Origin of the sequence: Microbacterium sp. NPDC008134, from assembly GCF_042957055.1 — a bacterium.
Lineage (GTDB): Bacteria > Actinomycetota > Actinomycetes > Actinomycetales > Microbacteriaceae > Microbacterium.
In genome coordinates this window covers 174295-193293 of sequence record NZ_JBIBHO010000003.1, presented here as the reverse complement: position 1 = coordinate 193293, position 18999 = coordinate 174295, and the positions used below count along the sequence as shown (strand labels likewise).

Annotated in this window: 18 protein-coding genes; 13 read left to right on the top strand and 5 right to left on the bottom strand. The window is 69.1% G+C overall.

The window, feature by feature from the left end; all coding sequences use genetic code 11:
* Positions 1-5: 5 nt before the first annotated feature.
* Both purB and ACFY9N_RS14385 read right to left on the bottom strand, forming a co-directional pair.
* Positions 6-1388: an adenylosuccinate lyase gene (purB, locus tag ACFY9N_RS14390; RefSeq protein WP_391479686.1), complete on the bottom strand. Its 1383-nt coding sequence runs from the start codon at positions 1386-1388 to the stop codon at positions 6-8.
* A 23-nt stretch (positions 1389-1411) separates the two neighbouring features.
* On the bottom strand, positions 1412-1900 hold the full coding sequence (locus ACFY9N_RS14385; protein WP_391479685.1) for a low molecular weight protein-tyrosine-phosphatase: 489 nt from the start codon (positions 1898-1900) through the stop codon (positions 1412-1414).
* Positions 1901-2063: 163 nt separating this feature from the next.
* On the opposite strand from ACFY9N_RS14385, the gene ACFY9N_RS14380 reads away from it, so the two are divergent.
* Together ACFY9N_RS14380 and ACFY9N_RS14375 are read left to right on the top strand one after the other, a co-directional pair.
* Positions 2064-2336, top strand: coding sequence for a hypothetical protein (locus tag ACFY9N_RS14380; protein ID WP_391479465.1), 273 nt, complete (start codon positions 2064-2066; stop codon positions 2334-2336).
* Positions 2333-3697 carry a hypothetical protein gene (locus ACFY9N_RS14375; RefSeq protein ID WP_391479464.1) on the top strand — a complete coding sequence of 455 codons (1365 nt, stop codon included), beginning with the start codon at positions 2333-2335 and terminating at the stop codon, positions 3695-3697. The genes ACFY9N_RS14380 and ACFY9N_RS14375 overlap by 4 nt, the downstream gene beginning before the upstream one ends.
* A gap of 2 nt (positions 3698-3699) precedes the next feature.
* Here ACFY9N_RS14375 and ACFY9N_RS14370 read toward each other — a convergent pair whose 3' ends face one another.
* Entirely contained in the window at positions 3700-4107 is a 408-nt protein-coding gene (locus ACFY9N_RS14370; RefSeq protein WP_391479462.1) for a phage holin family protein, read from the bottom strand.
* A gap of 143 nt (positions 4108-4250) precedes the next feature.
* On the opposite strand from ACFY9N_RS14370, the gene ACFY9N_RS14365 reads away from it, so the two are divergent.
* From ACFY9N_RS14365 to ACFY9N_RS14350, 4 genes are read left to right on the top strand one after another with little or no spacing between them, the layout of a single operon-like run.
* Positions 4251-5333 (top strand): histidinol-phosphate transaminase, encoded by a 1083-nt coding sequence (locus ACFY9N_RS14365; RefSeq protein ID WP_391479461.1) that lies wholly within the window; start codon positions 4251-4253, stop codon positions 5331-5333.
* Positions 5334-5360: 27 nt separating this feature from the next.
* Positions 5361-6488 carry a thiamine pyrophosphate-dependent dehydrogenase E1 component subunit alpha gene (locus ACFY9N_RS14360; protein WP_391479460.1) on the top strand — a complete coding sequence of 376 codons (1128 nt, stop codon included), beginning with the start codon at positions 5361-5363 and terminating at the stop codon, positions 6486-6488.
* Between the two features lie 11 nt (positions 6489-6499).
* A complete protein-coding gene (locus ACFY9N_RS14355) occupies positions 6500-7465 on the top strand; it encodes an alpha-ketoacid dehydrogenase subunit beta (protein WP_391479684.1) in 966 nt (321 codons plus the stop codon).
* 21 nt (positions 7466-7486) lie between these two features.
* Positions 7487-8842, top strand: a complete 1356-nt coding sequence (locus tag ACFY9N_RS14350; protein ID WP_391479458.1) for a dihydrolipoamide acetyltransferase family protein — start codon at positions 7487-7489, stop codon at positions 8840-8842.
* 9 nt (positions 8843-8851) lie between these two features.
* Here the strand turns inward: ACFY9N_RS14350 and ACFY9N_RS14345 are convergent, their stop codons facing one another.
* Entirely contained in the window at positions 8852-9391 is a 540-nt protein-coding gene (locus tag ACFY9N_RS14345) for a 2'-5' RNA ligase family protein (RefSeq protein ID WP_391479457.1), read from the bottom strand.
* Positions 9392-9532: 141 nt separating this feature from the next.
* Positions 9533-10753 carry an ROK family protein gene (locus ACFY9N_RS14340; RefSeq protein ID WP_391479455.1) on the bottom strand — a complete coding sequence of 407 codons (1221 nt, stop codon included), beginning with the start codon at positions 10751-10753 and terminating at the stop codon, positions 9533-9535.
* Positions 10754-10853: 100 nt separating this feature from the next.
* Here ACFY9N_RS14340 and ACFY9N_RS14335 point away from each other — a divergent pair, with 100 nt between their 5' ends.
* The 7 genes from ACFY9N_RS14335 to ACFY9N_RS14305 all read left to right on the top strand — a co-directional run bounded on the left by ACFY9N_RS14335 (position 10854) and on the right by ACFY9N_RS14305 (position 18660).
* Positions 10854-12173, top strand: coding sequence for an ABC transporter substrate-binding protein (locus tag ACFY9N_RS14335; protein ID WP_391479454.1), 1320 nt, complete (start codon positions 10854-10856; stop codon positions 12171-12173).
* Positions 12170-13117, top strand: coding sequence for a carbohydrate ABC transporter permease (locus tag ACFY9N_RS14330; RefSeq protein WP_391479453.1), 948 nt, complete (start codon positions 12170-12172; stop codon positions 13115-13117). The genes ACFY9N_RS14335 and ACFY9N_RS14330 overlap by 4 nt, the downstream gene beginning before the upstream one ends.
* A complete protein-coding gene (locus ACFY9N_RS14325; protein ID WP_391479451.1) occupies positions 13117-13995 on the top strand; it encodes a carbohydrate ABC transporter permease in 879 nt (292 codons plus the stop codon). The genes ACFY9N_RS14330 and ACFY9N_RS14325 overlap by 1 nt, the downstream gene beginning before the upstream one ends.
* 74 nt (positions 13996-14069) lie before the next feature.
* Complete coding sequence (locus tag ACFY9N_RS14320) at positions 14070-15761, top strand: glycoside hydrolase family 13 protein (protein ID WP_391479450.1); 1692 nt, start codon at positions 14070-14072, stop codon at positions 15759-15761.
* 192 nt (positions 15762-15953) lie between these two features.
* Positions 15954-16982, top strand: a complete 1029-nt coding sequence (locus ACFY9N_RS14315) for a metal ABC transporter solute-binding protein, Zn/Mn family (RefSeq protein ID WP_391479448.1) — start codon at positions 15954-15956, stop codon at positions 16980-16982.
* Positions 16979-17803: a metal ABC transporter ATP-binding protein gene (locus tag ACFY9N_RS14310; RefSeq protein WP_391479446.1), complete on the top strand. Its 825-nt coding sequence runs from the start codon at positions 16979-16981 to the stop codon at positions 17801-17803. Before ACFY9N_RS14315 ends, ACFY9N_RS14310 begins: the two co-directional genes overlap by 4 nt.
* Positions 17800-18660 carry a metal ABC transporter permease gene (locus ACFY9N_RS14305; RefSeq protein ID WP_391479445.1) on the top strand — a complete coding sequence of 287 codons (861 nt, stop codon included), beginning with the start codon at positions 17800-17802 and terminating at the stop codon, positions 18658-18660. Before ACFY9N_RS14310 ends, ACFY9N_RS14305 begins: the two co-directional genes overlap by 4 nt.
* Positions 18661-18999: the final 339 nt, after the last annotated feature.

The following is an 18999-nucleotide window of genomic DNA, read 5'->3' as shown; positions in this document are numbered from 1 at the left end:
AGGCGTCAGCGCGCGAGGCGCTCGGCGATTCCCGTGTACGTGGCGGGGGTCAGCGCGAGCAGACGCTGCTTGGCGGCGTCACCGATCTCGAGACCCTGCACGAACTCGGCGAGCTCGGCACCGCCGACGCGGTGTCCGCGAGTGAGCTCCTTGAGCAGGGCGTAGGGGTCGGTGATGTTCGAGCGACCGGCGACGACCTCGGCGCGGATGACGGTCTGGATCGCCTCGGCGAGCACCTCCCAGTTCACGTCGAGGTCGGCGAGCAGCACGTCGCGCGAGAGCGAGATCTCTTTCAGCCCGCGGCGCAGGTTGTCGAGCGCGAGCAGCGAGTGGCCGAACGCGACGCCGATGTTGCGCTGCGTGGTGGAGTCGGTGAGGTCGCGCTGCAGCCGGCTCGTGACGAGAGTCTGCGAGAGCGAGCCGAGCAGCGCCGCCGAGAGCTCGAGGTTGGCCTCGGCGTTCTCGAAGCGGATCGGGTTGATCTTGTGCGGCATGGTCGACGATCCGGTCGCACCGGCGACGGGGATCTGCGCGAAGTAGCCGAGCGAGATGTACGTCCAGATGTCGGTGGCGAGGTTGTGCAGGATGCCGCCGGCGTGACGCACGCGGTCGTACAGCTCGACCTGCCAATCGTGCGACTCGATCTGCGTGGTGAGCACGTTGAACCCGAGCCCCAGGCCCTCGACGTACTCGCGGGCGATGGTCGGCCAGTCGGCATCCGGGTCGGCGGAGAGGTGCGCCGACCACGTGCCGGTCGCGCCCGAGAACTTCGCCAGGTACTCGGATGCCGCGATCTGGGCGCGCACGCGCTCGAGCCGCCACGCGAACACGGCGATCTCCTTGCCCATGGTCGACGGGGTGGCGGGCTGTCCGTGGGTGCGCGAGAGCATCGCGGCGTCGGCATGCTCGACCGCGAGTTCACGGAGCTTGGCGATGACGGCATCCAGAGCCGGCAGCCAGACGCTCTCGACCGCGCGCTTGACGGTGAGTGCGTACGAGACCGAGTTGATGTCCTCGCTCGTGCAGGCGAAGTGCGTCAGCTCGGCGATCGCGTCGAGGCCCAGGGCCGAGAGGCGGTCGCGCACGAGGTACTCGATGGCCTTGACGTCGTGGCGGGTGACGGCTTCCTTCTCGGCGAGCCAGTCGATCTCGGTCTGGCCGAAGTCGCGGTAGAGGGCGCGCAGGCGCTCCTTGTCGGCATCCGACAGCGGCGAGGTCTCGAAGAGCGAGCGGTCGGTGAGGGCGATGAGCCACTCGACCTCGACCTCGACGCGGGCCCGGTTGAGTCCGGCCTCCGAGAGGAAGTCGGCGAGTCCGGTGACGGCGCCGCGGTAGCGACCGTCGAGGGGGCTGAGGGGCTGCGGCGGAAGCGAAGGCTGGAAAGTCAGGGGAGTCCTCCTGATCGGGCCCGTCAGATGCGGGGCGTGCGGGGCTGGCGCAGGGCGGGTTCGAGCTGACGGAACAGCCCACGAGTCGCCGTCTCGATCATACCGAGCACCGAATCGAACATCTCGGGGCCGGCGTAGTAGGGGTCGGGCACGTCGTGGGTCGATGCGTCGGGGTCGAAGCCGAGCAGGAGGGTGACCTTGCCCTCCTGGTCCTCGTCGCTCGCCCACTCGCGCAGGATGCGTTCGTGGGTGCGGTCGAGGGCGACGATGAGGTCGTTCTCGAGGAAGGATGCCGCGGTGAACTGCTTCGCGCGGTGCTGCGATCCGTCGTACCCGCGGCGAGCGAGGGAGTCGATCGTGCGGTGGTCGGCGCGCTCGCCGAGGTGCCAGTCGCCCGTGCCCGCGCTGCGCGAGATGATGCGCGAGCCGAGTCCCTGATGGTCGGCGAGGTCGCGGAACACGACCTCGGCCATGGGGGATCGGCAGATGTTCCCCGTGCACACGAAGATCACGCGAAAGGGATCCGGGGATGTCACAGACCCATTCTGCCGCTCCGGGGCCGTCGTGCACAGTTCGGGGTGCACTGATCCTGCACAGCATCCGTTCGCGCGATCCTCTGCACCGGTCGTGCGTTCGCGGTGACCGACGGAGGCGCCGGCGGCGGAGGCTGTGGGCATGTACTCCTCTCTCGCACTCCCGTCCACCGATGGGTGGACCCCGTACGACGTGTCGATGTGGCAGCAGGCCGGGGTTCAGCTCCGCGTCGCCCTCGACTTCGCGCAGACCGCGGCGGCGGCCCTCGACCCGCTCGCCGACGAGACCGAGTGGGCATCCGACGGGCTGCGATCGCTGCACGACACGATGGCCGAGCAGCGTGGGCTCATCGCTCTCGAGGTCATGATCCTCGAGTCGACCGAGGTCGAGCAGCGGGCGGTGGGGCTCGGATGAGCGACGATCTCGATATCCGTTACGGCGGTGCGATCTCGGTCGACACCGAGATGCTGCGCGACATCGGCGCGCGGCTGGCCGGCGTCGCGGGGTCGCTCGCGCAGGCGGCGGCCGCGGCGGGCAATGCTCAGGCCCTGCTCCTGGGGTCGGCGGCCTGTCGCTCCTGGGACGGGTTCGACACGCTCGGGCGCAGCTACAGACGGCTCGACGAGTCGAGGATCACCGCCGAGACCACGTCCGCCTCCACCCTCCTCATGGCGGATGCCTACGAGGTGGTCGAGTTGCGCGCTCAGGCCGAAGCGCTCGCCGCGAGCGACGCCGCTGCGGCGGCGGCACTGCAGGCGCGCGCCGATGAGATCGCCGGTTCCGATCCCCGTGTCCAGGAGCTTGTCATCGCGCTGACACAGGGGTGGGTGGTCGGCCGATTCGAGGGCCTCGATTTCCAGGTCGGATTCGGCACGCCGATCGGTGCGCTCTTCGGAGGGGTCGGCACGGCGGCCGCGCTGCTCGGCAAGGGGGTGATCCCGAAGGGCGCGACCCTGCAGGGGAAGGCGGATGCCGTACGCGTCAGACCCGTCGTCACGACGACCCCGAAGGGGCCGCCGACGTCGCTGCCGGAAGCGCTGCAGCGGTTCCCGAACTCCGGCGGGGCGCAGGTGCGGGTCGAGAAGTACACGATGCCGGACGGCACGAACCGCTTCGTCACGTATGTGAAGGGCACGCAATCGCTGCTGTTCGGCGGGAGCAACCCGTGGGACATGAAGTCGAACCTCGAGCTCTACGACCGGCAGAGATCGGCCTCGTACCAGGCGACCCTCGATGCGCTGAAGGAGTCGGGAGCGGAGCCGGGTGACCGTGTCGATCTCGTCGCGTACTCGCAGGGTGGGGCGATCGCCTCGCACCTCGCGATGGACGACGTCTACGACGTCGGGGTCGAGATCACCGCCGGCAGCCCCGTCGAACCGACGCTCGACGACGATCAGACGCTCGTGCAGCTGCGCCACACCGACGACGTGGTCTCGTCGCTGGCGGGCGGGGGATCAGCGGGCGGCACGGGCTCACCCGACAGCTTCACGGCCGAACGGGTCGGCGATCCGGGGCTGGGACTGCAGGATCTGCTACTCGAACCGCATCGCATCGAGACCTACGTCGAGACCGCCGAGATGGTCGAGGAATCGGGCGATCCGCGGGTCGACGGGCTCGACGAGCTGTGGGAAGACCTCGGCCAGGCGACCTCGGTCACCGCCACGGACTACCACGCCGAGCGGGTGCTGCCCGAGGAGGTCGTGGCTCCGGGCGGTCCGACCACTCCCGCACCGGTGGTCGGAGACGAATGGTGGAATCGGAAGGACGTGCGGTGAGCTCAGTCGCGGCGGCGCTGCTTCTTCGCCTGCGGACGCAGGATGAAGCCGAAGATGCCGTTGATGATCGAGATCACGAGCGCGGCGACGACGCCCCACCAGAAGTGGCCGACCGTGAGTCCCCATCCGAAGCCGCTCGTGATCCAGGCCGTCAGCCACAGCAGGAAGCCGTTGATGACGAACCCGATGAGGCCGAGCGTGAGGATGTACAACGGGAACGCGACGATCTTCACCACGGTGCCGATGATCGTGTTCACGAGCGCGAAGATCGCGGCGACCGCGAGCAGCGTGAGCACGAGCTGCAGCGTCTCGCCCGGAGGGAACGCGATGATGCTCACCTGCAGCGCGGGGATCAGCGTCACGACCCACAGGGCGAACGCGTTGACGACGACTCGGATGATGAAGCGCATGGTCCGCCCAGTCTCCCACGCGCGCCCGGCGCTTGTCAGGAGGGATTCAACTCGCGGCGATGGCGACCAACTGTCGCTCCACGTCCTTGGGAAAGTCCACCTCTATCTCCACCTGCCGTAGTCCGACTCCTAGACTCGACCTCGTGACCGACCCGATCCTTCCCCGTATCCGCCCCGCCATCGCCGCGCTCGCGCCGTACCGTCAGGGCAAGCAGGCCGGGCCCGATGCGTTCAAGCTCTCGAGCAACGAGAACCCCTTCGACCCGCTGCCGTCGGTGGTCGAGGCGATGCAGCACATCACGCCGATCAACCGTTACCCCGACGCCACCGCGCTGCGCCTGCGCGAGCGCCTCGGCGCCCGCTACGGGGTCGAGCCCGATCAGGTGCACGTCGCCGCGGGCAGCGTGTCGATCCTGCACCAGCTCATCATCGCAACGGCATCCGTCGACGACGAGGTCATCTACGCCTGGCGGTCGTTCGAGGCGTACCCGAGCCTGCCGCTCATCTCCGGCGCGACGGGTGTGCCGGTCGCGCTCACCGACGACGCCCGTCACGATCTCGACGCGATGGCGGATGCCGTCACCGACCGCACCCGCGCGATCATCGTCTGCACCCCCAACAACCCGACCGGCCCGATCATCACCAGTGTCGAGTTCGCGGCCTTCGTCGAGCGGGTTCCCGCCGACATCCTGATCATTCTCGACGAGGCATACGCCGAGTTCGTCACCGCCCCCGACGCGGTCGACGGTCTGGCGGAGCGCATCTTCGACCGGCATCCGAACGTCGTCGTTCTGCGGACGTTCTCGAAGGCGTACGGACTCGCCGGCCTCCGCATCGGCTACGCGATCGGCAACGAGAAGGTTCTCGACTCCGCCCGCGTCACCGGTGTGCCGCTGTCGGTCACGTCCGCCGCCGAGAACGCGGCGATCGCGAGTCTGGATGCCGAGTCCGAGCTGCTCGAGCGCGTCACCGAGATCGTCGCCCGCCGCACGCGCCTCGTCGCGGGCCTCCGCGCCCAGGGCTGGAAGGTCCCCGACTCGCAGGGCAACTTCGTCTGGCTGCCCGCCGGGGAGCGCACCGATGAGGTCGCCGCCGCTTTCGTCGCGGGCGACATCGTCGTGCGCCCGTTCTCGGGCGACGGCATCCGCATATCCGTCGGAGAGCATGAATCGGTGGACAAGGTCCTACAGGTTTCGGAATCCGTTGTGCGGACTCTCCAGCCCTAGGCGTCGATCCTCGGATAGCGTGGAACGGTGAGCTCGTCAGAGAACGAAATCGTCCGCGTCCTCGAGGCAGACGGCCGATTCGCCCCCACCCCCGCAGCCGAGCGGTACCTGTCGCTGATCGAATCGATCAGCGATGCGGAACTCGAGCAGTTCTACCGCGACATGGTCGTCATCCGCGCCATCGACACCCAGGCCACCAACCTGCAGCGACAGGGGCAGTTGGCGCTCTGGCCGCCGAGTCGCGGTCAGGAGGCCGCACAGGTCGGCTCGGGTCGCGCGGCCCGCGCGCAGGACACGATCTTCCCGTCGTACCGCGAGCACGTCGTCACCCGCATCCGCGGCGTCGACCCGCTCGACATCATCAAGCTGATGCGCGGCGTCTCGCACGGCGGGTGGGATCCGACCGATCCGAAGAACGGCAACACCCGGCTCTACACGCTCGTGCTCGGCTCGCAGACCCTGCACGCCGCGGGCTACGCGATGGGCGTCGCCTTCGACGGACGCTCCGGCACCGGCGACCTCGACCGCGACGAAGCGGTCATCGTCTATTACGGCGACGGCGCGTCCAGCCAGGGCGACGTGCACGAGGCGATGGTCTTCGCCGCGAGCTACCAGGCACCGACGGTCTTCTTCCTGCAGAACAACCACTGGGCGATCTCCGTCCCGGTGGCGACGCAGTCGCGCGTTCCGCTCGTGCAGCGCAGCGCCGGGTACGGCATCCCCAGCGTCCGCGTCGACGGCAACGACGTGCTCGCCAGCTACGCCGTCTCCCGGCTCGCGCTCGACGAGGCGCGTTCCGGCCAGGGCCCGCGCGCGATCGAGGCGGTCACCTATCGCCTGGGCGCGCACACCACCAGCGACGACCCCACCAAGTACCGCGGCAACGACGAAGAGGAATCGTGGGCGCAGCGCGACCCGATCACCCGCATGCGCGCGTTCCTCGAGAACCGCGGGGCCGGAGCATCCTTCTTCGCCGACGTCGACGCCGAAGGGGCGGATGCCGCGGAGGACCTCCGTGCTCGCACGGTCGAGCTCGGCCCGCCGCCGGTGTCGAAGATGTTCGACCACGTCTACAGCGAGGCCCACCCGCTGATCGCCGAGCAGAAGGAATGGCTCGCGCGCTACGAAGCGTCGTTCGAAGGAGGAGCGCAGTGACCCTCGAGACGATGCCGTTCAGCAAGGCTCTGAACGCCGGCCTGCGCAAGGCCATGGAAGACGACGCCAAGGTCCTGCTCATGGGCGAGGACATCGGCAAGCTCGGCGGGGTGTTCCGCGTGACCGAGCACCTGCAGCGCGACTTCGGCGACAAGCGGGTGCTCGACACCCCGCTCGCCGAGTCCGGCATCGTGGGCACCGCGATCGGCCTCGCGATGGCCGGGTTCCGCCCCGTCGTCGAGATCCAGTTCGACGGCTTCGTGTTCCCCGCGTTCGACCAGATCACCACGCAGCTCGCCAAGCTGACCAATCGGCACGAGGGCTCGCTGAGTCTGCCGATCGTGATCCGCATCCCCTACGGCGGGCACATCGGCGCGGTCGAGCACCACCAGGAGAGCCCCGAGGCGTACTTCGCGCACACCCCGGGTCTGCGGGTCGTGTCGCCGTCGACGCCGAACGACGCGTACTGGATGATCCAGGAGGCCATCGCCTCGAACGACCCCGTGATCTTCATGGAGCCCAAGAGCCGCTACTGGCCCAAGGGCGAGGTCGAGCTCGAAGCATCCGCCGCCCCGTTGCACTCCTCGCGAGTCGTCCGCACGGGATCGGACGTCACCCTCGTCGGTCACGGCGCCATGGTGACGACCTTGCTGCAGGCGGCCGCGCTGGCCGAGTCGGAGGGCACGAGCTGCGAGGTCGTCGACCTGCGCTCGATCTCGCCGATCGACTACGCGCCCATCCTCGACTCGGTGCGCAAGACCGGACGCATGGTCCACGCGCAGGAGGCCCAAGGCTTCGGCAGCATCGGCAGCGAGGTCGCGGCGACCGTCATGGAGCGTGCCTTCTACGCCCTCGAAGCGCCGGTGCTGCGGGTGTCGGGCTTCGACACCCCGTTCCCGCCCGCCAAGCTCGAGGGCGCCTACCTCCCGGATGCCGACCGCATCCTCGAGGCCGTCGACCGTTCACTCGCCTACTGAGACGTTCCGAAAGGACCGCAGATGAGCACGCAGAACTTCACCCTTCCCGATGTCGGCGAGGGCCTGACCGAGGCCGAGATCGTCACGTGGAAGGTCGCGCCCGGCGACACGGTCGCGATCAACGACGTCATCTGCGAGATCGAGACGGCCAAGTCGCTCGTCGAGCTGCCCTCGCCGCACGCCGGCACGGTCGGCGAGCTGCTCGTCGCCGAGGGCACGACGGTCGAGGTCGGCACGCCGATCATCACCTTCGTGCAGGCGGATGCCGCCGCTCCCGCTCCGGCGGCGCCCGCAGCTCCCGCGCCCGCGGCGGAGGAGGGTGGCGGCTCGGTGCTCGTCGGTTACGGCTCGGGTGGGGGAGCGACCTCGCGTCGCAAGCGCCCCGCTGAGCGTCCGGTGCGGTCGTCGGTGGGCGTGATCGCCAAGCCCCCGATCCGCAAGCTCGCCCGCGACCTCGGCGTCGACCTCACGACCGTCACGCCGAGCGGCGCCGACGGCGAGGTCACCCGCGACGACGTCATGAAGCACGCCTCGCAGGCGAGCGTGTTCCGCAACATCCAGACCCCGGAGTGGGGCGACGTGCGCGAGGAGACCGTTCCCGCGCCGCAGATCGCCCCGGTCGGCCTCGCCCGCGGGGTCGCGCCGGTCGCGGCATCCGTGTCGGCGTCGGATGCCGAGCGCACCGAGTCGATCCCGGTGAAGGGCGTGCGCAAGGCGACGTCCTCGGCGATGGTGCAGAGCGCCTACTCGGCCCCGCACGTCACCGTGTGGAAGGACGTCGACGCGACCCGCACGATGGAGCTCGTCAAGCGCCTCAAGGCCGCGCCCGAGTACGCCGACATCAAGGTGTCGCCGCTGCTGATCGTGGCGCGCGCCGTGATCTGGGCGCTGCGCCGCACCCCCATGATCAACGCCGCGTGGGTCGAGACCGAGAACGGCGCCGAGATCGCCGTGCGCCACTACGTGAACCTCGGGATCGCGGCGGCCACGCCCCGCGGCCTGCTCGTGCCGAACATCAAGGACGCGCAGGACCTCGGGATGAAAGATCTCGCGCGCGCCCTCAACCGCCTCACGCTCACGGCCCGCGAGGGCAAGACCACGCCGGCCGATCAGCAGGGCGGCACGTTCACGATCACCAACATCGGTGTGTTCGGGATGGATGCCGGCACCCCGATCATCAACCCCGGTCAGGCGGGCATCCTCGCCATGGGCACGATCAGCCAGAAGCCGTGGGTCGTCGACGGCGAGGTGCGCCCCCGCTGGGTGACCACGGTCGCCGGTTCGTTCGACCACCGCGTCGTCGACGGCGACGCCATGAGCCGCTTCATCGCGGATGTGGCCTCGGTGCTCGAGGAGCCCGCGCTGCTCGTCGACTGACGTTTCGCGCTACGCCCGCCGCAGTTCCACGACGGTCGTGACGGTCGCGGTGCCGGGATCCCACCGCCGCAGGTCCGTGACGCGACCGTGGATGTCGCCTCCGACGGCCTCGAGCGCGGCCCCGAGATCGGTGACGCGCAGTCGGCGGGCCAGCGTGACGTGCGGGGTCCATTCGCCCGGTGCGGTGTGCGGGGCATCCTCGCTCGGCCCGGCGGCGGCGTGAATCAGCGCGTGCAGGTCGAGCAGCTCTGCGGTGGGCACGATGCTGCGGGCCAGCACGCGCCGATCCCCCGTGCCGAAGAGCAGCGGGGCACCGAGCGTGATCGGAAACGACGGGATGCCGTCGAGAACATCGGCGTCGAACCGCGGCAGGTCGACGCGCGCGAGCAGGGTGAGGTGTGGGCGGTTGCTCGGCGAGGTGTGCCGCCCGAGGCTCGACAGCCCGAGCGCGGCGAGGGCCTCCCACTCGGCCCGCACGGCAGTCTCCGCCGCGCGGTCGAGCAGCATCTCGATCGTCGACGGCGACCTCCGCGCCTCGGCATCCCTCATCATCCGATTCTCCCGCCGCATACCGACATCCCGTTCGAATCGCCCACTTTGCGGTTTTTCACCCCGAGTTTCTGCAAGGTGAGCGATTCGAAAGCCGGGGGCGGAGGCCGGGGACGGATGCCGGGGGCGGATGCCGGGGAACTACGTCAGTACCGACAGCCGGGCCTCGGCCAGGCGGGGCACCGTGCGTTCGCGGGCGGCGCGGCGGGCGGTCGCGACCGCGCCGACCGACACGACCTCCGCGCCGAGTTCCGACGCGAGGATCTCGGGCGCGGGTAGGTGCAGTTCCGACGGCAGGAGCCGGCGGGCGACGTCGAGCACGGGTTCGATGCTCTCGGCCACGGCGCCGCAGACGATGACGCGGGCGGGGTCGTACAGGCTGCCGAGCACACCGACGATGCGGGCCACGACGGCGCCGACGGTCTCGGCGACGAGCAGGGCATGGGGGTCGCCCGAGGCGGCGAGCGTGAGAACGAGCCGCGGGTCGACACGGTCGTCCGACACGAGCTGTCCCAGCGCCGACGTCGGGGCCACGGCGCCCGAGGCGACGGCATCCCGCGCGGCCTCCTGCACCGCGTACGGCAGGCCGACGGCCGAGCCGACGCCCATGATGTGGTCGAAGACGACGCCCTCGCCGACACCGCCGTGCGCACCGTGCAGCACGTGCCCGTCGACGACCACGCCGCCGCCGTAGCGTTCGCTGGCGAGCAGGGCGACGTAGTCGCGGCATCCAATCGCTCCGCCGACCGCGCCCTCAGCGATCGCCGCGAGCTGCGCGTCGTTCTTGACGTGCACGACCGGGGCCCAGCCGCTCAGCGCCTCCGCGAGCCCGGGGTTGGTGCGTTCCCAGAAGCCGTCCGGGTGGGGTGGCGAGATGCCGTTGCGGTCGACGGGGGCCGCGACGCCGGCGCAGATGGCCAGCACGTCGTCGCGGGAGACTCCGGCTTCATCGAGCGCCGCGCCCAGCTGCTCGATGATGAGCGCGCGGCGCTCGTCGGCGGGCTGGGTCTGCGACACCTCGACGCGATGGTGCACGAGGTTCTGGTCGTGAAGGTCGGCGACGGTAACGGAGAGATGCGTGTCGCCCGCGTCGATGCCGACGACGACGCCGAGATCGGGGGAGAGGGCGAAGCGGCGGGCGGGCCTGCCGGAGCGGTAGCTGCCGGCGACGCGGGCGTTCGCCAGCTCGCGCAACACGTCGGCGCCGACGAGGGTGTCGATCGCATCGATCGCGGTCGAGCGGGTGAGCGAGGTGCCGGCCATCACGTCGGTGGCGGTGAACTCCCCGGCGCCCCAGGCGAAGTCGAGCACGGCGCCGACGCTCGCTCGTCCGGTGCCCAGCCCGGTGGATGCATCTGCCACGCCTCTTGCCTTCCTGTCGTCCGAATGAGAGAGTACCTCTCAGCGGAGTAAATTCGCTCATTAGATTTAGTAATCAGATCTAAAAACCGGAAGGACGACGGTGTCTGGAAAACGAACACGCGTGCTGCGGCTGATCGCCGGGGGCCTCGGGCTCACGCTGGTCGGAGCCGCCCTCACGAGCTGCGCGGCCGGCTCGGGAGCGGAGACGATCCGCTTCACCTTCAGCAAGCGCGAGGCGATCGCGTTCATGACCGAGCGCGTCGCCGAGTACAACGCCTCGCAGGACAAGGTCAAGGTCGAGATCGACACCTCGGGCGTCGACGTCGTCTCGGCCAGCTTCGTGCGCGGCAACCCGCCCGACATCATGCTCGGCAACTACAACTACGAGATCGCCCGGTTCGTGCAGCGCTGCGCGCTCACCGATCTCTCCGGAACGGATGCCGCGGCCAGCGTCCGCGACGACCTCCAGCCGCTCATGGACCAGTACGGCACGTGCGAGGGGCGCACGAGCGCCCTGCCGTATTCGGTGATGGCGGCATCCGTCATCTACAACAAGGAGATCTTCGAGGCTCAGGGCCTCGAGGTGCCCACCACCTGGGACGAGCTCATCGCGGTCTGCGACCAGCTCAAGGCCGCCGGCATCGACCCGTTCTTCGGCACCTTCAAGGACGACTGGACCGTCGGCCAGGGCTGGTACGACTACACCGCCGGAGGATCGGTCGACGTGATCGACTTCTTCGACGCGCTCGCCGAGGAGGGCACCGAGGTCGGCCCCGACTCCGCCGTGTCGTTCGAGAAGGACTTCGCCGAGCCCATGAATCGCATGATGCAGCTCGCCGAGAACTACACGAACGCGGATGCCGCGAGCCGGGCCTACGGCGACGGCAACCTCGCCTTCGCCAACGGTGAGGCGGCGATGTACCTGCAGGGGCCGTGGGCGTTCAGCGAGATCGCGAAGACGTCGCCAGACCTGCAGCTCGGCACGTTCCCGCTGCCGATGACCGACGACCCCGACGACCTCGAGGTGCGTGTCAACATGGACCTCGCGGCGATGATCCCCGAGGGGTCGCGCCACCAGGAGGCGGCTCGCGACTTCCTCGAGTTCCTGTACCTCCCCGAGAACATCGAGGAGTACAACGCCTCGCAGCTCGGGTTCACCCCGACGACGGATGCCCCGGCCCCCGACGACCCGCGCATCGAGGGGATGATCGAGTACTACGACGAGGGCAGGATCTACCAGGGCCCCTCGGTGCTCGTGCCCAAGACGCTGCCGATCTTCAACTACGCGCAGGCGATGGTGCTCGGCGCTTCGACCGAGAACACGCTGCGCACCATGGACGCCGACTGGGCGCGCATCGCCTTCCGCGCGCCGATCCCGTCGACGCAGGACAACGCCTCGGCAGAGGAGCCGGCATCATGACCACCACCGCGCGACCCACCACCACGACCGGGCCGACCGACACGACGGCGATCCTCACGGGCAGCAGGCGCGGCATCCGTCCCCGCACCCGCCGGGTGGAGCCGATCTACTACCTGTTCCTGCTGCCGACGCTCGTGATCTTCACGCTCGCGATCACGGTGCCGGGCGTGATGGGCATCTTCTTCAGCTTCACCGACTCGATCGGCATCGGCGAGTGGAGTTTCAACGGCTTCACGAACTACATCGCGATGTTCAGCGACCCGGCGATCCTGCAGAGCTACCTCTTCACGTTCGGGTTCTCGATCGCCACGGTCATCGTGGTCAACGTGATCGCCTTCCTGCTGGCGGTCGGGCTCACCTCCCGCATCCGCTTCAAGACCGGGCTGCGCACGATCTTCGTGATCCCGATGGTGATCTCGGGCATCATCATCGCCTACGTCTTCAACTTCCTGTTCTCGAACTCGATCCCGGCCGCGGGTGAAGCCGTCGGCATCCCGTTCCTGCAGACGAGCCTGCTCGCCAACCCCGACCTCGCCTGGGTCGCGATCGTGATCGTCACCGCCTGGCAGGCGGTGCCCGGCACGCTGCTGATCTACATCGCGGGCCTGCTCTCGGTGCCCGGCGAGGTCTACGAGGCCGCGAGCATCGACGGCGCGAGCAAGACGCAGCAGCTCACCCGCATCACGGTGCCGCTCGTCATGGGGTACGTCGTGATCAACATCATCCTCGGGTTCAAGGGCTTCCTGAACGCCTACGACATCATCGTCGGCCTCACGAACGGCGGCCCCGGAACCTCCACCCGCAGCGTCGCGATGACGATCATCGCGGGCTTCAACGGCGGCGACTACGCCTACCAGATGGCCAACGCGACCATCTTCTTCATCGTCGCCGTGCTCATCTCCCTCCTCCAGCTGTCGCTGACGCGCGGAAGGAACGCACTCTGATGTCGACGCAGACCATCACCACCGTCACCGCTGACGGCAAGAAGCCCCGCCTGAGGATGGAGCGGGTCAACTGGTCGGGAACGATCATCCTGATCCTGTGCGCGGTCACCGTGCTGCTGCCGCTGTACGTCACGATCTCGATGGCGTTCAAGACGACGGGGCAGGCGGTCGACGGCAACGCCTTCTCGCTGCCGGCGCCGTTCAGCATCGACGGGTTCGTCGAGGCGTGGAACCTGACGAAGTTCCCGGTTGGCGCGGGCATCTCGCTGCTCGTCACCGCGGGCACCGTGATCGCCACCATCGTGCTCGCGGCCTTCGCCTCGTACGCGATCGTGCGCAACTGGGACCGTCGGCTCTTCCGATACTCGTTCTTCTACCTGCTCGCGGCGATGTTCATCCCGTTCCCGGTCGTCGCCCTGCCACAGATCCAGCTCACCGGACGCTTCGGGCTCGACAACCCGTTCGGCGTGATCATCCTCGCCACCATGTTCCAGCTGAGCTTCAGCGTGCTGCTGTTCACGGCGTTCCTGCGGTCGATCCCGATCGAACTCGAGGAGAGCGCGCGCATCGACGGCGCCACCACGTGGCAGACGTTCTGGAAGCTGATCTTCCCGCTGCTCGCGCCGATGAGCGCGACGGTCGGCATCTTCGCCTTCCTCTACGCGTGGAACGACTTCATGATGCCGTCGCTCATCATCTCCGACCCGGCGCTGCAGACCCTGCCGGTCAGGCAGAACCTCTTCCAGACCCAGTTCAGCAACAACTACAACGTGTCGTTCGCCTCGTACCTGATGGCGATGGCCCCGGCGATCCTGGCGTACCTGTTCACCCAGCGCTTCGTCATGGAGGGCGTCACGCAAGGCGCCGTCAAGGGCTGACAGTACTGGGTCCCTGAGCCTGTCGAAGGGCCCGTCACAAGATCCACCACAAGAAAGAAGGAGCTACACCCCTCATGACCGATTCGCTTCTCACCGAGACCCGCGAAGACGACAAGACGGCAGCGTGGTGGCGGCAGGCCGCCGTCTACCAGATCTACCCCCGCAGCTTCGCCGATGCCAACGGCGACGGGCTCGGTGACATCCCCGGCATCCTGTCGAAGGTCGACTACCTGGCAGAGCTCGGCATCGATGCGGTCTGGCTGAGCCCGTTCTACCCCTCCGAGCTCGCCGACGGCGGATATGACGTCGCCGACTACCGCGACGTCGACCCGCGACTGGGCACGCTCGCCGACTTCGACGCCATGGTCGAGGCGCTGCACGCCCGCGGCATCCACGTCGTCGTCGACATCGTGCCGAACCACTCGTCGGATCAGCACGCGTGGTTCCAGGAGGCGCTCGCCGCGGGTCGCGGCTCGGCGGCGCGCGAGCGGTACATCTTCCGCGAGGGCACCGGCCCCGACGGCTCCGAGCCGCCCACCGACTGGGTGTCGGTGTTCGGTGGCCCAGCCTGGGAGCGGGTCGATGACGGCCAGTGGTACTTCCACAATTTCGCCACCGAGCAGCCCGACTTCAACTGGGACCACCCGGAGGTGCGCGCCGACTTCCTGAAGACCCTGCGCTTCTGGTCGGACCGCGGGGTCGACGGGTTCCGCATCGACGTCGCGCACATGCTCACGAAGGATCTCAGCGAGCCGCTGCCTTCGCGTGCCGAGCTCGACGCGATGGACCGGTCGACGGGAACGCACCCGCTGATCGACCGAGACGACGTGCACGAGATCTACGCCGAGTGGCGGCAGGTCTTCAACTCGTACGACCCGCCGCGCACCGCGGTCGCCGAGGCCTGGGTCGACACCCCCGAGCGTCGCGCGCGCTACGCCTCGGCTGAGGGCTTGGGGCAGGCGTTCAACTTCGATCTGCTCGAGGCCGACTTCGACGCCGCGCAGTTCCGCGAGATCGTCGACGAGAACCTCGCCCAGGCGCGGCAGAGCGGATCGTCGACGACGTGGGTGCTCTCGAATCACGACGTCACGCGTCACGCCACCCGCTACGGCCTCGCGCCGCTGCAGGGTCGCGCGGTGAAGCAGGGCACGGAGTGGGTCGCCGCCGGCGGACCATCCGATCTGCTCGATCGCGAGCGAGGTCTGCGCCGCGCGAAGGCCGCGTCGCTGCTGCTCCTCGGCCTGCCCGGCAGCGCCTACCTCTACCAGGGCGAGGAGCTCGGCCTGCACGAGGTCGCCGAGATCTCACCCGAGCAGCGGCAGGATCCGGCGTTCTTCCGCGGGGCCGAGTTCGACGGCCTCGGTAGGGACGGATGCCGCGTGCCGCTGCCCTGGACCGCCGACGGCGTCTCCTTCGGGTTCGGTTCGGCGCCCGCGCATCTGCCTCAGCCGGGGTGGTTCGCCGAGCATGCGGTGGATGCCGAGGCATCCGACCCCACGTCGACGCTGTCGCTGTACCGCGAGGCGCTGCGCCTGCGGCATCCGCTGCAGACGGGCGAGACGCTGGAGTGGGTCGAGACCGGTCGCCCTGACGTGCTGCGCTTCGCGCGCCCGAACGGCTGGCAGGTCGTGACGAACTTCAGCACCGAGCCGTTCGACCTGGGAGCGGATGCCGCCGACGCGGTGCTCGCGAGCATCCCGCTCGAGGGCTCGCTTCTCCCGGGCGAGGCCACGGCCTGGCTCGCCCCGGCGGCGCTGCGCGCCTGACCTCGTCCCTCACCTGACCTCGTCCCTGGCGTCGAGACCCATCACCACCGTCGAGACCCATCACCCCGCACGTCGCGGGTGGTGGGTTTCGACGCGCGTGGTGGGTCTCGACGGGTCGAGCGCCGGGCCAAGATGAGGACGCCGCTGCCGCACGATTTGATAATGGTTCTCATTAGCGTTTAAAGTGGGATCATGAAGAAGCCCGTGATCGTTCTCGCCCTCGCATCCGTCGCCGCCCTGACGCTGGCCGGATGCTCCACCGCCGCGGCGGGAGAGGGAGGCGGGGGCGCCGACGGCACGATCACGGTCGTCGCGAGCACCAACGTCTACGGCGACATCGCGTCGACGATCGGCGGCGACCGCATCGAGGTCGAGTCGATCATCACGTCCGCTTCGCAGGACCCGCACTCCTACGAGGCCACCGCGCGCGACCGCCTCACGGTGCAGAAGGCCGACCTCGTGATCGAGAACGGTGGCGGCTACGACGCGTTCATCGACACTCTCCTCGAGGACGCGAACGACCCGCACGTCGTCACGGCGGTCGAGTACTCGCACGACTACCCCGGCAACGAGGGTCACTCCGGCGAGGAGCACGCCGAGGACGAGCATGCCGAAGAAGGCCACGACCACGCCGAAGAAGAGGGCCACGATCATGCCGAGGGCGAAGAGGGTCACGAGGGTCACGACCACATCGAGGGCTTCAACGAGCACGTGTGGTTCGACCCGCACACGATGATCCACGTCGTCGAGGCGATCTCCGACGAGCTGTCCGAGCTCGACCCCGAAGGGGCCGACGAGTTCGCCGCCAACGCGGCCGAGCTGACCGCCGAACTCGAGGGCTTCGAGGCCGACCTCGCGACGATCAAGGCGGATGCCTCGGGCGTCAACGTGTTCATCACCGAGCCGCTGCCGGGCTACCTCGCCGCAGCCGCCGGATTCACCGACGTCACCCCCGAGGGCTTCGCCGAGTCGGTCGAGGAGGGCACCGATGTCGCCCCCGCCGTGCTGCTCGAGGCGCTCGACGTGATCAACAGCGGCGACGTGACCGCTCTGCTGACCAACGCGCAGACCGGCGGCTCCGAGACACAGCGAGTCGAGCAGGCCGCGACCGATGCCGACATCCCCGTCGTCGCCTTCACGGAGCTGCTCGAGGACGGATCGTCGTACTCTGAGTGGATGAGTGACGCGATCCAGAGCCTCGCCGCCGCGACCCAGTCGTGAGTGGGCGCCCCGTCCTCGAGATCGCGGATGCCTCGCTCCACCGTGGAGACCGCGAACTCTGGTCGGGACTCGATCTGACGGTCCAGCCCGGCGAGTTCATCGCCGTGCTGGGCCCGTCCGGTTCGGGCAAGACCACTCTGCTGCGCAGCATCCTGGGTCTGCAGCCGCTGTCGTCGGGAGCCATCCGCGTCGCGGGCGAACCCGTGCACCGCGGCAACTCCCGCATCGGCTACATCCCGCAGCAGCGATCGCTCGCCCCCGACACGAGCATGCGGGCCCGCGACCTGGTCGCGCTCGGTGTGCACGGCAGCCGCTTCGGGTTCCCGGTGCCGCACCGCGGTGACCGCGCGAAGGTCGACCGTCTGCTCGAGTCCGTCGGGGCCGCGCACTTCGCCGACCGCCGCGTCGGACTGCTCTCGGGTGGTGAGCAACAGCGACTGCGCGTGGGGCAAGCCCTCGCCGATGAACCGGCCCTGCTGCTCTGCGACGAGCCGCTGTCGAACCTCGACCTCGCCAACCAGGTCGCTGTGACCGACATCATCGACCGGCAGCGGCGCGAGCGCGAGGCGGCGGTGATGTTCGTCACGCACGACATCAACCCGATCCTCGGCAAGGTCGACCGCATCCTCTACATCGCCGGCGGGCGGTTCCTGCTCGGCACCCCCGACGAGGTTCTGCAGACCCGCGTGCTGACCGATCTCTACGGCACCCCGGTGTTCGTGCTGCGCGCCGGCGACCGGCTGGTGGTCGTCGGGGTTCCGGATGCCGAGCCCCACCACGATCACGGTGATCACGAGCACGCGCACGGAGGGGCGGCATGAGGCCCCTGCTCGATTGGAGCGATGTCTTCTCGTTCCAGGACTACGGCGAGCTCGTGGCCCTGCTCTCGAACTCGATCATCGCCGGAGCGGTGCTCGGCATCGTCGGCGGACTCATCGGCGTGTTCGTGATGCAGCGCGACCTCGCGTTCGCTGTGCACGGCGTGAGCGAGCTGTCGTTCGCGGGTGCCGCGGCCGCGCTGCTGTTCGGCGGCAGCGTCGTCTTCGGCTCGCTCGGAGGAGCGCTCGTCGCGGCGATCCTCATCGGCGTGCTCGGGGCGAAGGCCCGCGACCGCAACTCGATCGTGGGCGTGCTCATGCCGTTCGGCCTCGGCCTCGGCATCCTGTTCCTGTCGCTCTACGACGGACGCAGTGCCAACCGCTTCAGCCTGCTCACCGGGCAGATCGTCTCGGTGTCGAGCCCCGACCTCGGCTGGCTCATGGGCATCAGCCTGGTCGTGCTGCTCGGGCTGCTGATCATGTGGAATCCGCTGCGCTTCGACTCGCTCGACCCCGAGTCGGCCGCCGCGCGCGGTGTGCCGACGCGCGCGGTGAGCCTGCTGTTCATGGTGCTGCTCGGACTCATCGTCGCGGTCAGCGTGCACATCATCGGCGCGCTCCTGGTGATGGCGCTGCTCGTGACCCCCGCCGCCGCCGCGATGCGGGTGACCGCGGGTCCGGTGGCCGTGCCGTTGCTCGCCGCGCTGTTCGGGTTCGTCTCGGCGGTCGGCGGCATCCTGCTCGCCCTGGCCGGCACGCTTCCCGTCAGCCCGTACATCACGACCCTCTCGTTCACGATCTACGTCGTGTGCTGGGTGGTGCAGAAGGCCCGAGCCCGTGTGCGGCGCGTGCGGGTCTGACCCGCTGCTCGCCGCCGCATAACTCCGCAGAACCGCCGTCGAACCCGCTCAGTGGGGCCCGTGGGCCCGTTTCGGTTCGGGTTTCTGAGGAGTTGTGCGGCCGCCGGTGTCCATAACTCCGGACATTCGGCCCAGCCCCGTCGCGGCGACCCCGGAATTCCGGGGCGGGTGCGGCTGCCGGGTGGCAGATGTCCGGAGTTATGGACCGGCCGCGACTCGTCCTCCCGGATAACTCCGCAGAACCGCCGTCGAACCCGCTCAGTGGGGCCCGTGGACCCGTTTCGGTTCGGGTTTCTGAGGAGTTGTGCCGCCGCCGGTGTCCATAACTCCGGACATTCG

Bases quoted from the DNA above. Each gene is read 5' to 3' on its own strand.
- ACFY9N_RS14345 (WP_391479457.1), bottom strand. From the start codon at position 9,391: ATGAGGGATGCCGAGGCGCGGAGGTCGCCGTCGACGATCGAGATGCTG.
- ACFY9N_RS14330 (WP_391479453.1), top strand. From the start codon at position 12,170: ATGACCACCACCGCGCGACCCACCACCACGACCGGGCCGACCGACACG.
- ACFY9N_RS14370 (WP_391479462.1), bottom strand. From the start codon at position 4,107: ATGCGCTTCATCATCCGAGTCGTCGTCAACGCGTTCGCCCTGTGGGTC.
- ACFY9N_RS14375 (WP_391479464.1), top strand. From the start codon at position 2,333: ATGAGCGACGATCTCGATATCCGTTACGGCGGTGCGATCTCGGTCGAC.
- ACFY9N_RS14325 (WP_391479451.1), top strand. From the start codon at position 13,117: ATGTCGACGCAGACCATCACCACCGTCACCGCTGACGGCAAGAAGCCC.
- ACFY9N_RS14355 (WP_391479684.1), top strand. From the start codon at position 6,500: ATGCCGTTCAGCAAGGCTCTGAACGCCGGCCTGCGCAAGGCCATGGAA.
- ACFY9N_RS14305 (WP_391479445.1), top strand. From the start codon at position 17,800: ATGAGGCCCCTGCTCGATTGGAGCGATGTCTTCTCGTTCCAGGACTAC.
- ACFY9N_RS14350 (WP_391479458.1), top strand. From the start codon at position 7,487: ATGAGCACGCAGAACTTCACCCTTCCCGATGTCGGCGAGGGCCTGACC.
- ACFY9N_RS14380 (WP_391479465.1), top strand. From the start codon at position 2,064: ATGTACTCCTCTCTCGCACTCCCGTCCACCGATGGGTGGACCCCGTAC.
- ACFY9N_RS14315 (WP_391479448.1), top strand. From the start codon at position 15,954: ATGAAGAAGCCCGTGATCGTTCTCGCCCTCGCATCCGTCGCCGCCCTG.
- ACFY9N_RS14320 (WP_391479450.1), top strand. From the start codon at position 14,070: ATGACCGATTCGCTTCTCACCGAGACCCGCGAAGACGACAAGACGGCA.